This is a genomic window from Bacillus sp. RCC_6_1, from assembly GCF_041360755.1.
In the GTDB taxonomy this organism is placed as follows: domain Bacteria; phylum Bacillota; class Bacilli; order Bacillales; family Bacillaceae_G; genus Bacillus_A; species Bacillus_A cereus.
Genome location: NZ_JBFUPV010000001.1, coordinates 434829 through 447771, shown reverse-complemented (window position 1 = coordinate 447771; position 12943 = coordinate 434829). Strand labels below are relative to the sequence as shown.

The window sequence follows — 12943 nt, the reverse complement described above, 5'->3', positions numbered from 1 at the left end:
CTCTTCTTTTTATGCATTATGGTACAGGATGTCCATTAGAGCTTTCGAAAATTGTAAACCATTGTTGACGGTCTAAGTTAACTTTTGTAGCAAGAGCGGCAGTTTTTACGCGATCTAATTTACCAGAGCCAACGATTGGCATCATATTAGCTGGATGAGCAAGTAACCAAGCATACATAACCGTATCGATACTAGAAACACCTAGCTCAGTAGCAACTTTTTGCACAGTTTCACGTACACGTACGGCGCGTTCTGATTGACCAGTAAAGATCTCCCCACCAGCAAGAGGTGACCAAATCATTGGATTGATTCGTTTTTCTTGGCATAAATCAATTGTCCCTTTTTCAAAATGCTCAAGCTGCAATGCAGAAACTTCAATCTGGTTCGTAATAAGCGGGAAATCTAAGTACGAACTTAACATATTAAATTGTGAAGGTAAGAAGTTAGATACACCGAAGTGACGAACTTTCCCTTCTTGTTTTAATTGTGAAAATGCTTTTGCCACTTCATTTGGATCCATAAAAGGATCGGGACGATGAATAAGTAATACGTCAATATAATCTGTATGTAAATTTTTAAGTGATGCTTCTAGACTTTGCATAATATGCTCTGCACTAGTATTGTAGTGAGCAACATATCGCTCTGGAAATTTCGGTGATGGGGGAGCGATTCCACACTTTGTAATAATTTGCATGTTTTCTCGTAAGGAAGGCTTTAATTGTAAAGCTTCGCCAAATAACCCTTCACACGTATATGCGCCGTAAATATCAGCGTGATCAAAAGTAGTGATTCCCATATCCATACAATCTTCAATGAAAGAAAGTAATTCTTGTTTCGTCATATTCCATTCTGCTAAACGCCAAAATCCTTGAATAATACGAGAAAATTCTAGCGTTTCAGCCATTTGAACTCGATCCATTATAAGTACCCCCTTGATGAATAATAATGTTTTGAAAAGGCTTTCTTACTACATGTTATTATATAGTTAATTAGGTGTAGAGACAATAAATATGTTTTGCTACAAAAACGATTTTCTCTATATGCTATAATGTAGAAACATATAGCTATAAGGAGATGTACGAAATGATTCCAGTAACAATATTAACTGGTTTTCTTGGATCTGGGAAAACGACATTATTAAATCGTATTTTATCAGAAAATCACGGTAAGAAATTAGCGGTGATTGTAAATGAAATAGGGCAAATTGGCATTGATAATCAGTTGATTATGAATGTGGAAGAAGAAATTATGGAAATGACAAATGGCTGTTTATGCTGTACTGTACGTGAAGATTTACTCGTTGCTTTAAAACAGTTACTGGACGTAAAAGCGGAAGGGAAAATGGATTTTGATGGTTTAGTAATTGAAACGACTGGCCTTGCAAATCCAGGCCCGATTATTCAAACATTCTTTTTAGATCCAGTCATTCAATCTGCTTACCAAATTAACGGTGTTGTAACGGTAGTAGATAGTTATCATATACATAAACATTTTGAAAAAGGATTAGAAGCAAAAGAGCAAATTGCGTTTGCTGATGTCGTTTTAGTAAATAAATTAGATTTAATTGAAGAGAATGAGAAAGAAAATCTCTTGCATGAAATTCAAGGAATTAACCCGACTGCAAAGTTAATTGAGGCGACTAACTGTGAGGTAGATATACCATCTTTATTACAAATCCAAACGTTTAAAACGAAAGATACGTTGCAAATTTACCCTCATAAAGAACATAACCACTTAGAAGGTGTGAAATCATTTGTATTACGTGAAGAACGTCCGCTGGATTTACAAAAGCTTAATGAGTGGATGTCAGCTGTCGTTCTAGAGCTAGGGGAATATTTATATCGTTACAAAGGAATTTTATCGATAGATGGAGTAGATAAACGTATCGTTTTCCAAGGTGTACATACGTTATTTGCTGCTTCGTACGATAGAGAGTGGCAAGAGGGCGAAGAGCGAGTAAGTGAAGTAGTTTTTATCGGAAGAGATATTAATAAAGAGTGGTTCCAAGAACATTTCGAGGAGTGTGTGAAATAAGTCTGCGTAAATTGCAGGCTTATTTTTTATGAGCATTCTATTAGATTGCAAAACAGAATTAAATAAGGGGGAGAAACTAAAAATTGATAAATGTATAATAAAAAGCCTGTTTTCACAGGCTTGTATTTTCGTCTATTAGTAACTCCATTACAACACCTACAACTGGACCTTCATCATCAATATCCCCATTTAAGCGGAAACCAAATGATTCATACAGTCCCATTGCAAGTTTGTTGTCTGGATGTAAACTTAAGTAAATTATTTTGCATTCAAATTTTTCTTGTAAGAATTGAATGAGTAAGCGAAGGAAACGTTTTGCGTATCCTTTTCCTTGATATTGTTGGTCAATCATAAAGCGATCGAGCCATACACTTTTATGTTTTACTGAATACCATCCATACATTGCGTATCCTACAAGTGTTTCTCCATCATATAAACCTACTGACGTTCCGTTTCCTTCATATAATGATTCTGCTAAAGAAAACGCGTTACTTTCAATAAATTGTTGCTGATCTTTTGCGACGTCTAAAGCAACTACTGAACGCCAATTTTTTGCTGTTACTTCACAAATGTGAAGATTCATAATTCCAACTCACCTTCTAAATTAATATAGCTTTAAAGCTAATATGGATAATTTTACTTGTTATTTTGGTCAAGTCAAGGATAAATACATAAAAAGGCAGCTGAATAACAGATTCAGCTGCCTAGAAAATATAATGGATTAGTTTGTTGCTTCTTTCAATGTATTTACGTTTTCTTCCATTAAAGTGAAGTAATCTTTATTATTTTTTGCATCATCTTCAGAAATAGTAGCTAAGTGATTTAAGCGTAAAACTTTTGTACCAGTTTCTTTTTGAATTACGGATGCTACTTTTGGAGTAGAGAATGTTTCGAATAAAATATATTTTAGATTATGTTCTTTTACTGTTTTTGTAATGTCAGCAAGCTGCTTTTGAGATGGTTCATCAGAAGCTGAAATTCCAGCGATAGGAATTTGTTTTAGGCCGTATCGTTGTTCCCAGTAACCATAGGCAGCATGAGAAACTAAAATTTCTTTCGTTTTTGCGTTCGCTACAGCTGCCTTAAATCCATCGTCTAAATCAGTAAATTTAGTTTGAAGTGCTGCAAAGTTTTTTTCGAATTCTTGTTTATGTTCAGGTTGTAATTCTACAAGTGCATTTTTAATTTTTTCTGCCTGTTTCATTGCTAGAGTAGGATCTAACCAAACATGCGGGTCTTTATCGTGATGATGTTCATCTTCTTTATGGCCATCTCCATGATCATGATGCTCTTCTTCAGTAGAAGCACGAAGCTCAATACCTTTAGATGCATTTACAATTTTAACATTTTCTTTTTGTAATGTTTTTTCCATTTTTTCAGCAAATGGTTCTAATTCAGCGCCGTTATAAACAAATAAATCGGCTTTTGCAACTTGTACTGTTTGTTTTTGACTTGGTTCAAATGTATGTGAATCTGCACCAGGTGGGTAAATCGCTTCAACATTTACATAGTCGCCACCGATTTTCTTTGCGAAATCAGCAAGTGGGAAAATCGTTGTATAAACTGTTAGCTTTCCATCTTTCTTGGCATTACTTTCTTTTTTATTTGAGCAGCCAGCGAAAATTAAGGTAAAAATAAGTAAGAATGAAAATATAGTCAATCTTTTAGGCATGAAGTTCTCCTCTTTTCTTTTTACGGATATATTTTCCCCAATTATAGAAGAAAAATATCATTTTAATACAAAACGGAATAATTACGTTTTAGTTTGCGAACTTAGTATAATACATCTTTAATAAAGTTGCAATAAATAATAATCATTCCGATTTGTTTTTGTTATAAAGTTGTCAAATATAGGGGTATTATTTTTGCAAATGCATGCATATGTGACAACGCTGTTTTCATATATTGAAAAGGAGGTAAAAAGGGGGATGAGCGCTTGGGTTACTTAATGGAAGCTATTTTATTAATATTAGCGGTAGTATTGCCATTATCTTTCGTATTAATTTTTTTAAGAAGATTAATAAGTAATTTAGGGGACGCTACAACAATAACGAAATTACAAGAGAGAGATGAGAAAAAAGAGTGAGTAAAGCACTATGCGTACGCATAGTGTTTTACTTGTGGTAAAATAAGAGCAGGAAACTCCTAAAGGTTGTATTTTACTAAAGGAGAGAAAAGTAAAATAAGAGGTATATGCATATATGAATAAGCGAACAGCGTTAATACTCGGTGCAAGTGGTTTAGTTGGACAAGAGATAACGCGTCTATTACTTGAATCAGATTACTACGATTCGGTTACTATTTTTGTAAGAGAGCCAATGCAATTGCAACATGAGAAGTTACAGCAGAAACAAGTTGATTTTTCGGTATTAGAGGAATATAAAGAGTTCTTTGCTGTGGATGATGTTTTTAGTTGCTTAGGAACAACAATAAAAAAAGCAAAAACAAAAGCAAATTTTAAAAAAGTAGATTATGAATATACGTTACGAGCTGCTTGTTTAGCTGAAAAACAAGGGGTACAAAATTTCCTTGTCGTGTCTTCTATGGGAGCGAATCCTAAATCATTCTTCTTTTATTCACAAGTGAAAGGAAAAATGGAAGAAGAATTGCAAAAGTTAGTGATTGGTGGTATTCACATTTTTAGACCATCATTATTAGTAGGAAATCGACAAGAATTTCGTTTCGGCGAACGAATGGCTGAAAAGTTATCTCGTATTATTCCGTTTATCTTTAAAGGAGCTTTCAAAAAATATAAACCAATTTCAGCTAAAGATGTGGCGAAAGGGATGTATATAACCGCGCTGCGAGAAGAATCGGGTATCCATACTTATAATTCAAATGAAATTACAACGATAGAATAAATAAAACCGAGAAGAATGACTTCTCGGTTTTATTTATTCGTATGAATTTTTCCTGATGCTCGCTTATATTGGTGAGGTTCTTGCAATTCAAAGCCAAGTTCATTGGCCGCTATTCTCGGGAAGTACGGATTGCGAAGTAACTCACGTCCGATAAAAATTAAATCTGCTTCGTTATTATTTAAAATTTGCTCTGCTTGTACTCCGGTCGTAATTAATCCAACTGCACCAGTTGCAATGTTAGCATGCTCTTTAATATGTTTGGCATATTGTACTTGATAACCAGGATACACATCAATATGTGCTGGTACAACTGCGCCAGAACTACAATCGATTAAATCTATTCCCTGTTCTTTCATCCACTTTGTATACTGAACGTAATCTTGAACCGTTAGCCCGTCAGGATGATAATCATTTGCTGAAATACGGACAAATAACGGTCCGTCCCAAACTTCATTTACAGAGTCGATGATTTCGCGTAAGAAACGATAGCGGTTTTCAGGTGAACCACCATATTCATCAGTCCGCTTATTGGAAAGCGGAGAAAGAAATTCATTAATAAGATAACCGTGAGCACCGTGTATTTCAATAACATCAAATCCAGCTTGTTTTGATCGTACTGCAGCTTGCTGAAAAGCTAATACAGTATCTTTAATTTGGTGTTTGCTCATTTCTATTGGCATTTTCATTGTTTCATTAAATGGAATGGCTGAAGGAGCTAACGCATCTGTTTCTAATTCTGCTTTTCTTCCGGCGTGAGCGAGTTGAATGGCAGCTTTTGCACCATTATCATGTATAAAAGTAGTCGTTTTATGTAAGCCTTCAATTAGGTTGTCATCCCAAATGCCTAAGTCTTTATTTGAAATTCGACCTTCAGGTAACACGGCTGTTGCTTCAATCATAACTAAACCAACTTGACCGGCAGCTCTTGTTCCATAATGAATGAGATGGAAATTCGTTACTTGGCCATCCCCGTTTTCCGATGAATACATGCACATAGGTGACATAACAATCCGGTTTTTTAATGTAACGTCCTTAATTGTATAAGGTGAAAAAAGTTCGGAATTCATCCAATAGCCTCCTAGATTGAATTTTCTTACATTGTATCATTCTCTTTTTTGTTTCTCTAATAAAACGCTTATACGAAAAATTTTGTATATTCGTGTTACAATGACTAATATGAACTGAATTGGAGGATGGCATATGTACCAGGCTTATTATGAAAGCGAAGTAGGTTTGCTTGAAATTACAGCGAATCAAGAAGGAATTACGTCTGTTATATTTGTTGATGAACGACAAGAAGAAAATAAAAATGAAATGATAGAACAATGTATAAATGAGTTAGATGAATATTTTAAAGGGAAAAGAAAAGAGTTTACGGTCCCGCTGTCTGCGGAGGGAACAGCATTTCAAAAAAATGTATGGGATGCACTTTATACTATTCCATACGGCGTAAGTGCTTCATATTTAGATATTGCAGAGAAAGTTGGAAATACAAAAGCTGTACGGGCAATAGGAGGGGCAAATAGTCGGAATCCAATTTCAATAATTGTTCCATGTCATCGTGTAATAGGAAAGAGTGGAAAGCTTGTTGGATATGCTGGTGGTTTATGGAGGAAAGAGTGGTTATTAAAACACGAAGGTATTTTGAAATGACGTATGGATGGGAAGAGGGATTGTTTTGAAATGTATAAATTGTGGGCAACCTTGCGAGGAGGAACAGTTAAATTGTGCAAGTTGTCAGCGAAACTTGGATAATGAACAAGAGGAAGGTAGCTCGTTAATAGATAAAGAACTAGAAGTATATGTAGGGAGACAATATCCGTATTACAAAAGGAAATGGGAACTTGAGAATAAGCGGATTGCTAGGTGGAGTTGGAATGGTTGGGCTGCTATTTTCAATATAGGCTGGCTAGGATATCGTAAGTATTATGTACCAGCTGCTTTATTTATGTTGTTATTAGTAGCGTGTGATGCATTTTCGTATTATATGGGATTTAATGTAGCGTTGCCAATCATTAATATGGTGCCTCTTACGTTTTTATTACTTATTTTTATTCTGTTTGGAATGGGGATTTTTGCAAATGGATTATACTATCAATTTGCGGAAAGACGTATATACCGAATAAAAGCAAGAGAAATAAAAGATAAATCAGTTGAAAACTATCTAATCAATGATAGCGGCGGAACGAGCAAAATGGGAGCGACAATTGTTACTATTTTAGCAGTTGCTAGTATATTTTTTAGTCATTTCTTTTTTCCGACTGATCGAGACGTTATTCAAAAGGTTCGTACAAGCTCGCTTTATGAATATCCTTTCTTTTCAATAGGTGAATCTTTCGAAAATTATTTTCAAAATTCAGGTTGGATATATTATCGTGGAACGGAAGGGTTAGAATTAGTAGAATTCCAAGGATATAACACCGGAACGCCAAGACAAAAGGTGAAGATTCAATTTGTTGTCGATTATAAATTAGGTGAAGTGGAACCATACTCATTTATGGTTAATGGTGAATCTAAAACTGAAGAAGAGTTTTTGAAGCTGATGGAAGAAATATTTAAAGTTCAAAATCCATTTGATATAGAGGATGGATTACAAGTAAATGCTATTCAAGAAAGCGGCTGGAAAGAAATTTCCGATCGCTTTTTTCTATGTTTGTTAAAATAAATATTTAAAATAATCAGAATCTTTTGTATAATGAAATATATTATATAGGATTTAACTTATACATATAGATTGGGGGAAGGAAGAATGAAGAGAAAGACAACAACAATTGCTGCACTTGCGTTAACGACGAGTGTATTGGTTGCAGGATGTGGGAATGGTGAGAAGGCTTCGACAACGAAGAAAGAATCGAATAAGGGAATGGCCGATAAACAAGTTTTAAATTTGCTAGAAACAGCTGAAATTCCTTCAATGGATACATCTAAATCAACGGATTCTGTATCTTTCCGTGTATTTGTAAATGCAATGGAAGGTTTATATCGTCTAGATAAAGATAATAAACCAACACCAGGTATGGCAAAAGATGTGAAGATTAGTGAAGATAAAAAGACATATACATTTGAATTACGTGATGCGAAATGGTCAAATGGTGATCCAGTTCGAGCACAAGATTTTGTATATGCATGGCAACGTACATTAGATAAAGCAATAGCGGCAGAATATGCATTCATTTTATTTGATGTGAAAAATGCACAGAAAGTAAATAAAGGTGAATTACCATTAGATCAACTGGGTGTTAAAGCGAAGGATGATAAAACGTTGGTAGTAGAATTAGAGCAACCAGCACCTTATTTTCTTGAACTTACGTCGTTCCCTACATTTTTCCCATTAAATGAAAAATATGTGAAAGAACAAGGAGATAAATACGGATTAGAAGCAGATAAATTAGTATATAATGGACCATTTACAATGAGTCAATGGAAACATGAACAAAATTATCAGTTGAAGAAAAATCCTAATTATTGGGATAAAGATACTGTAAAGTTAGACGAAATTAATGTAAGTATTGTGAAGGAAACAAGCACGGGAGTAAATTTATATGATAGTGATCAAGCAGATCGAGTTATTTTAACTTCTGAATTTGTTGATAAATATAAAAAGAATAAACCAGATGAATTTAAAACGAAGTTAGACCCGCGTATGTATTTCTTACGCTTTAATCAAAAAAATGCAACATTTAAAAACCAAAAAGTACGTGAAGCGATTGATTTAGCATACGATAAAAAAGGAATTGCTGATGTCATTTTAAATGACGGTTCATTGCCAGCATATTTCTTAGTACCTGAAAAATTCACGACAGGTCCGGATGGAAAAGACTTCCGCTCTGTAAATAAAAATTTCCGTGATAGTAAAGATAATGCAGAGAAAGCAAAAAAATTATGGGAAGAAGCGAAGAAAGAGCTTGGTCAAGATACAATTACGGTTGAATTACTAAACGATGATAACGGTAGCCGTAAAAAAGTAGGCGACTTTATTAAAGAAGAATTAGAGAAAAACTTGCCTGGTATTAAAGTGAATTTGAAACAGCAACCATACAAGCAGAAGCTAGATTTAGAAAAGAAATTCCAATATGAATTCTCATTATCTGCATGGAGCCCTGATTATCCGGATCCAATGACTTATATTGATATGTTTGTTACTGGAAGCTCATTTAATGAAATGGATTATTCTAATCCGAAGTATGATGATTTAGTAGCGAAATCAAAAGGAGAGCTATTAAAAGATGATAAAGCACGCTGGAATGCACTTGCGGAAGCTGAAAAAATCTTAATTGGTCAAGACGCAGCAATTTCTCCTACGTACCAACAAAGTACAGCTTATTTAGAGAAGCCATTTGTAAAAGGCATTGCTAACCATACGTTTGGCGGGGACTTCAGTTATAAATGGGCATATATTACAAAAAAATAGTATAATAAAAGATGAGTGAATTTTCGCTCATCTTTTATTTGTATAAGGAGGAATTATAGTTGTTAAGGGGAATCAATCACATTTGTTTTTCGGTATCTAATTTAGAAAACTCTATTATGTTTTATGAAAAAGTATTAGAAGGAGAATTACTAGTTAAAGGAAGAAAATTAGCTTATTTTAACATATGTGGAGTATGGATAGCGCTTAATGAAGAGACGCATATTCCGAGAAATGAGATTCATCAATCTTATACGCACATTGCATTTTCTGTTGAACAAGAAGACTTTAAATGTCTAATACAGCGATTAGAAGAAAATGATGTTCATATTTTACAAGGAAGAGAACGTGATGTAAGAGATTGCGAATCTATATACTTTGTTGATCCTGACGGTCATAAATTTGAGTTTCACTCAGGGACACTGCAAGACCGTTTAAATTATTATAGAGATGAGAAACCTCATATGACATTTTATTAGGGAGGGATAGCATTTGCATGCACTTGTAATTGGTGGGACAGGAATGCTAAAGAAAGTTTCTATGTGGCTTTGTGAGAAAGGATTTTATGTTTCTATTATCGGGCGAGATGAAGTGAAATTAGAAAATGTTAAGCGAATGAGTTCTGCACCAGAAAATATTACATGCCTTTCGTTAGATTATCATAATGATGAAGATGTAAAGCTAGCTATTAAAAGTACAATTAAGAAAAATGGCCCGATCACATTAGTTGTTGCATGGGTACACACAAGTGCAAAGCATGCACTATCAAATATTTGTAAAGAACTAGATTTGTCGTCTAAAACATATAGTTTATTTCATATTTTAGGTAGTAAAGCATCACGTATGCCTGCACAAAAAATAGGGAGTACGCGATGTATTTATCATAGAATTATTTTAGGTTTTATTTTAGAAGATACATATGGAAGATGGCTTACTCATGAAGAGATAGCTGATGGAGTTATAAAAGGGATTGAAAGTAAACGAGCGGAGTGGATTGTAGGGAGAGTTGAACCGTGGGAATTACGACCAACATGGTGAGGGGGAGTAAGAAATGAAAACAACTATATATGTAACAAGGCATGGTGAAACAGAGTGGAATGTAGCGAAGCGAATGCAGGGACGGAAAAATTCTGCTTTAACTGAAAATGGTATAGTTCAGGCGAAACAATTAGGGAATCGAATGAAAGATTTACCAATCCATGCGATTTATAGTAGTCCGAGCGAAAGAACACTTCATACGGCAGAGTTAATAAAGGGGGAACGTGATATACCTATTATAGCGGATGAGCATTTCTATGAAATCAACATGGGTATATGGGAAGGACAAACAATCGCGGATATAGAAAAGCAATTTCCAGAAGAAGTACATCTGTTTTGGAATGAGCCACATCTTTTTCAGTCAACATCAGGCGAAAATTTTGAGGCCGTTTATGAAAGAGTAATTGAAGGGATGCAGCTTCTTTTAGAGAAGCATAAAGGACAAAACATATTGATTGTTTCTCATGCGGCAGCAGCAAAATTACTTGTAGGGCATTTCGCGGGAATTGAAATAGAAAATGTGTGGGATGATCCATTTATGCATAGTGCCAGTTTGAGCATAATAGAATTTGAAGAGGGTATTGGTAAAGTGAAACAATTTGCAGATATAAGTCACTTTCAATAAATGTAAAAAAGGCCGCAAAACGGCCTTTTTTGGGTGGTATAAAAACTAGCAGTTACGTTTTTTATACCAGAAGTGATCGAATTTCTTATTTTTGCAAGATGGGAATTTATGTCCGCCTTTGCAATCATTCCATTTGTGTCCGCTATCGTGACAGTCTTTACCATGATCACATGAATCATCGCAAGAGTGACCGTGTCTGTTAGGGAAGAATTCGCATTTTTTACAGAAACTTCGTTTTGTCCAGAAAAATTTCTTTTCAAAGCGTATGCATTTTGTAATGAATGTACAATGTTTTCTGCGAGTACGTTTTGTAACTAATACGCATTCTTTTCTACGCGTTACTTTCGTAACGAACGTCCATTTTTGAACACGTACACGTGTACATTTCGTAACAAATGTCCATTTTTTTACATGCGTACATTTTGTAACGAACGTACAATGTTTCACGCGAGTACATCTTGTTCTAGGACATTTACCCCCAGTTGTACATTTACATCCAGTTGTACAATGATGATGAGTGAATTTATCATCATCGCACTCAAATGTACTTGGATCTTGGTGTAAGAAATCCTCCATCCCAGCACTTTTGATTTCTTCGACAGCTTTTCTAATATCACGTTTCATAGAAATCCTCCTTATCATGTATTAAAGTGAAAAGGTATTCTTTTTCCTTAACATGATATGTATGTAGGCATCTTTCTGAACAGGACAAGAGTGTAATTTTATATAAATAGATGATTGCGGATGTATGGACAAGACAAGGCGCATACATTGAATGAAGAGAACTGAGAAGGGATGAGAAAACATGCTGCCTTCATATGATTTTTTTGTTCATCCAATGTACTTAGTGGAATTGAAAAAGGACATTTGGTCAGATAGTCCAGTACCAGCAAAATTGACTTATGGAAAAAAGAAGTATGATATTGATATCGTATACAGAGGAGCTCATATTCGCGAATTTGAGAAAAAGTCTTATCATGTTATGTTTTATAAGCCTAAAAAATTTCAAGGTGCGAAAGAGTTTCATTTGAATTCGGAGTTTATGGATCCGTCTCTCATACGAAATAAATTATCTTTAGATTTTTTTCATGATATTGGTGTACTTTCGCCAAAATCACAACATGTATTTATAAAAATTAATGGTCAAATTCAAGGTGTGTATTTACAGTTAGAATCGGTTGATGAAAATTTTTTAAAAAATAGAGGATTACCGAGTGGTTCTATTTATTATGCGATAGATGATGATGCGAATTTTTCATTAATGAGTGAACGAGATAAAGATGTTAAGACAGAGCTCTTTGCGGGTTATGAATTTAAATATTCGAATAAAAATAGTGAAGAACAGCTGAGTGAATTTGTATTTCAAGCGAATACTTTGACGAGGGAAGCCTATGAAAAAGAGATTGGGAAGTTTCTACATGTAGATAAATATTTACGATGGTTAGCAGGAGTTATTTTTACGCAAAACTTTGATGGTTTCGTTCATAACTATGCACTATATCATAACGATGAAACAAATTTATTTGAAGTTATACCGTGGGATTATGATGCGACTTGGGGGCGAGATGTACAAGGGAGACCACTTAATCATGAATATATTCGCATTCAAGGGTATAATACGTTAAGTGCAAGATTGCTAGACATACCTGTATTTAGAAAGCAGTATCGAAGTATTTTGGAAGAAATATTAGAAGATCAATTTACAGTTTCGTTTATGAGGCCGAAAGTAGAAGGGTTGTGTGAATTGATTCGTCCATATTTACTACAAGATCCATACATGAAAGAAAAATTAGAAACATTTGATCAAGAGGCTGATATGATTTATGAATATATAAATAAGAGAAGAAAGTATATACAAGACCACTTACATGAATTGGATTAATTTTGAAAGAGATTGAAACGTTATCAATCTCTTTTTTTTTGTATAATAAAGATGTATCAATAAAAATGAAGTAATATATTTGATAGAGAATGGGG

Annotated in this window: 15 protein-coding genes; 10 read left to right on the top strand and 5 right to left on the bottom strand. The window is 34.4% G+C overall.

All coding sequences use genetic code 11. The features are described 5' to 3' along the window. Positions 1-16: 16 nt before the first annotated feature. Positions 17-919, bottom strand: a complete 903-nt coding sequence (locus AB6801_RS02225; RefSeq protein ID WP_097999041.1) for an aldo/keto reductase — start codon at positions 917-919, stop codon at positions 17-19. A 164-nt stretch (positions 920-1083) separates the two neighbouring features. On the opposite strand from AB6801_RS02225, the gene AB6801_RS02220 reads away from it, so the two are divergent. Then, positions 1084-2034 (top strand): CobW family GTP-binding protein, encoded by a 951-nt coding sequence (locus tag AB6801_RS02220; protein WP_097999042.1) that lies wholly within the window; start codon positions 1084-1086, stop codon positions 2032-2034. A gap of 112 nt (positions 2035-2146) precedes the next feature. On the opposite strand, the gene AB6801_RS02215 is transcribed toward AB6801_RS02220, so the two are convergent. Continuing rightward, a complete protein-coding gene (locus tag AB6801_RS02215; RefSeq protein ID WP_001048677.1) occupies positions 2147-2617 on the bottom strand; it encodes a GNAT family N-acetyltransferase in 471 nt (156 codons plus the stop codon). A gap of 138 nt (positions 2618-2755) precedes the next feature. Beyond that, positions 2756-3706 carry a metal ABC transporter substrate-binding protein gene (locus tag AB6801_RS02210; protein ID WP_001126151.1) on the bottom strand — a complete coding sequence of 317 codons (951 nt, stop codon included), beginning with the start codon at positions 3704-3706 and terminating at the stop codon, positions 2756-2758. A 264-nt stretch (positions 3707-3970) separates the two neighbouring features. Between AB6801_RS02210 and AB6801_RS02205 the strand changes: the two genes are divergently transcribed. Both AB6801_RS02205 and AB6801_RS02200 read left to right on the top strand, forming a co-directional pair. Further along, positions 3971-4120 (top strand): hypothetical protein, encoded by a 150-nt coding sequence (locus tag AB6801_RS02205; protein ID WP_000540932.1) that lies wholly within the window; start codon positions 3971-3973, stop codon positions 4118-4120. 115 nt (positions 4121-4235) lie between these two features. After that, positions 4236-4895 carry an oxidoreductase gene (locus AB6801_RS02200; RefSeq protein WP_001042736.1) on the top strand — a complete coding sequence of 220 codons (660 nt, stop codon included), beginning with the start codon at positions 4236-4238 and terminating at the stop codon, positions 4893-4895. Between the two features lie 29 nt (positions 4896-4924). On the opposite strand, the gene namA is transcribed toward AB6801_RS02200, so the two are convergent. Further along, positions 4925-5962 (bottom strand): NADPH dehydrogenase NamA, encoded by a 1038-nt coding sequence (namA, locus tag AB6801_RS02195; RefSeq protein ID WP_065704314.1) that lies wholly within the window; start codon positions 5960-5962, stop codon positions 4925-4927. Positions 5963-6095: 133 nt separating this feature from the next. On the opposite strand from namA, the gene AB6801_RS02190 reads away from it, so the two are divergent. From AB6801_RS02190 to AB6801_RS02165, 6 genes are all read left to right on the top strand, one after another. Beyond that, a complete protein-coding gene (locus AB6801_RS02190) occupies positions 6096-6548 on the top strand; it encodes a methylated-DNA--[protein]-cysteine S-methyltransferase (protein ID WP_000283913.1) in 453 nt (150 codons plus the stop codon). A gap of 7 nt (positions 6549-6555) precedes the next feature. Then, positions 6556-7560 (top strand): DUF2628 domain-containing protein, encoded by a 1005-nt coding sequence (locus AB6801_RS02185; protein WP_002061181.1) that lies wholly within the window; start codon positions 6556-6558, stop codon positions 7558-7560. A gap of 84 nt (positions 7561-7644) precedes the next feature. Then, a complete protein-coding gene (locus AB6801_RS02180; protein ID WP_000824274.1) occupies positions 7645-9306 on the top strand; it encodes a peptide ABC transporter substrate-binding protein in 1662 nt (553 codons plus the stop codon). Between the two features lie 59 nt (positions 9307-9365). Beyond that, positions 9366-9782: a FosBx1 family fosfomycin resistance bacillithiol transferase gene (gene fosB, locus AB6801_RS02175; RefSeq protein WP_000943769.1), complete on the top strand. Its 417-nt coding sequence runs from the start codon at positions 9366-9368 to the stop codon at positions 9780-9782. Between the two features lie 13 nt (positions 9783-9795). Next, positions 9796-10341, top strand: a complete 546-nt coding sequence (locus tag AB6801_RS02170; RefSeq protein ID WP_000543118.1) for a short-chain dehydrogenase — start codon at positions 9796-9798, stop codon at positions 10339-10341. Positions 10342-10354: 13 nt separating this feature from the next. After that, the gene (locus tag AB6801_RS02165) at positions 10355-10966 is read left to right on the top strand and encodes a phosphoserine phosphatase 1 (protein WP_000858827.1); all 612 of its coding nucleotides are present in this window, start codon (positions 10355-10357) and stop codon (positions 10964-10966) included. Positions 10967-11011: 45 nt separating this feature from the next. Here AB6801_RS02165 and exsB read toward each other — a convergent pair whose 3' ends face one another. Next, a complete protein-coding gene (exsB, locus tag AB6801_RS02160; protein ID WP_000817498.1) occupies positions 11012-11590 on the bottom strand; it encodes an exosporium protein ExsB in 579 nt (192 codons plus the stop codon). 181 nt (positions 11591-11771) lie between these two features. On the opposite strand from exsB, the gene cotH reads away from it, so the two are divergent. Continuing rightward, positions 11772-12848 carry a spore coat protein CotH gene (gene cotH, locus AB6801_RS02155; RefSeq protein ID WP_000937999.1) on the top strand — a complete coding sequence of 359 codons (1077 nt, stop codon included), beginning with the start codon at positions 11772-11774 and terminating at the stop codon, positions 12846-12848. Positions 12849-12943 lie beyond the last annotated feature (95 nt).

What these genes read in the sequence shown, in the direction of transcription:
- AB6801_RS02180 (WP_000824274.1), top strand. Translation starts at nt 7,645, where the DNA reads ATGAAGAGAAAGACAACAACAATTGCTGCACTTGCGTTAACGACGAGT.
- cotH (WP_000937999.1), top strand. Translation starts at nt 11,772, where the DNA reads ATGCTGCCTTCATATGATTTTTTTGTTCATCCAATGTACTTAGTGGAA.
- AB6801_RS02210 (WP_001126151.1), bottom strand. Translation starts at nt 3,706, where the DNA reads ATGCCTAAAAGATTGACTATATTTTCATTCTTACTTATTTTTACCTTA.
- AB6801_RS02225 (WP_097999041.1), bottom strand. Translation starts at nt 919, where the DNA reads ATGGATCGAGTTCAAATGGCTGAAACGCTAGAATTTTCTCGTATTATT.
- namA (WP_065704314.1), bottom strand. Translation starts at nt 5,962, where the DNA reads ATGAATTCCGAACTTTTTTCACCTTATACAATTAAGGACGTTACATTA.
- AB6801_RS02220 (WP_097999042.1), top strand. Translation starts at nt 1,084, where the DNA reads ATGATTCCAGTAACAATATTAACTGGTTTTCTTGGATCTGGGAAAACG.
- AB6801_RS02185 (WP_002061181.1), top strand. Translation starts at nt 6,556, where the DNA reads ATGGGAAGAGGGATTGTTTTGAAATGTATAAATTGTGGGCAACCTTGC.
- exsB (WP_000817498.1), bottom strand. Translation starts at nt 11,590, where the DNA reads ATGAAACGTGATATTAGAAAAGCTGTCGAAGAAATCAAAAGTGCTGGG.
- AB6801_RS02165 (WP_000858827.1), top strand. Translation starts at nt 10,355, where the DNA reads ATGAAAACAACTATATATGTAACAAGGCATGGTGAAACAGAGTGGAAT.
- AB6801_RS02200 (WP_001042736.1), top strand. Translation starts at nt 4,236, where the DNA reads ATGAATAAGCGAACAGCGTTAATACTCGGTGCAAGTGGTTTAGTTGGA.
- AB6801_RS02215 (WP_001048677.1), bottom strand. Translation starts at nt 2,617, where the DNA reads ATGAATCTTCACATTTGTGAAGTAACAGCAAAAAATTGGCGTTCAGTA.
- AB6801_RS02190 (WP_000283913.1), top strand. Translation starts at nt 6,096, where the DNA reads ATGTACCAGGCTTATTATGAAAGCGAAGTAGGTTTGCTTGAAATTACA.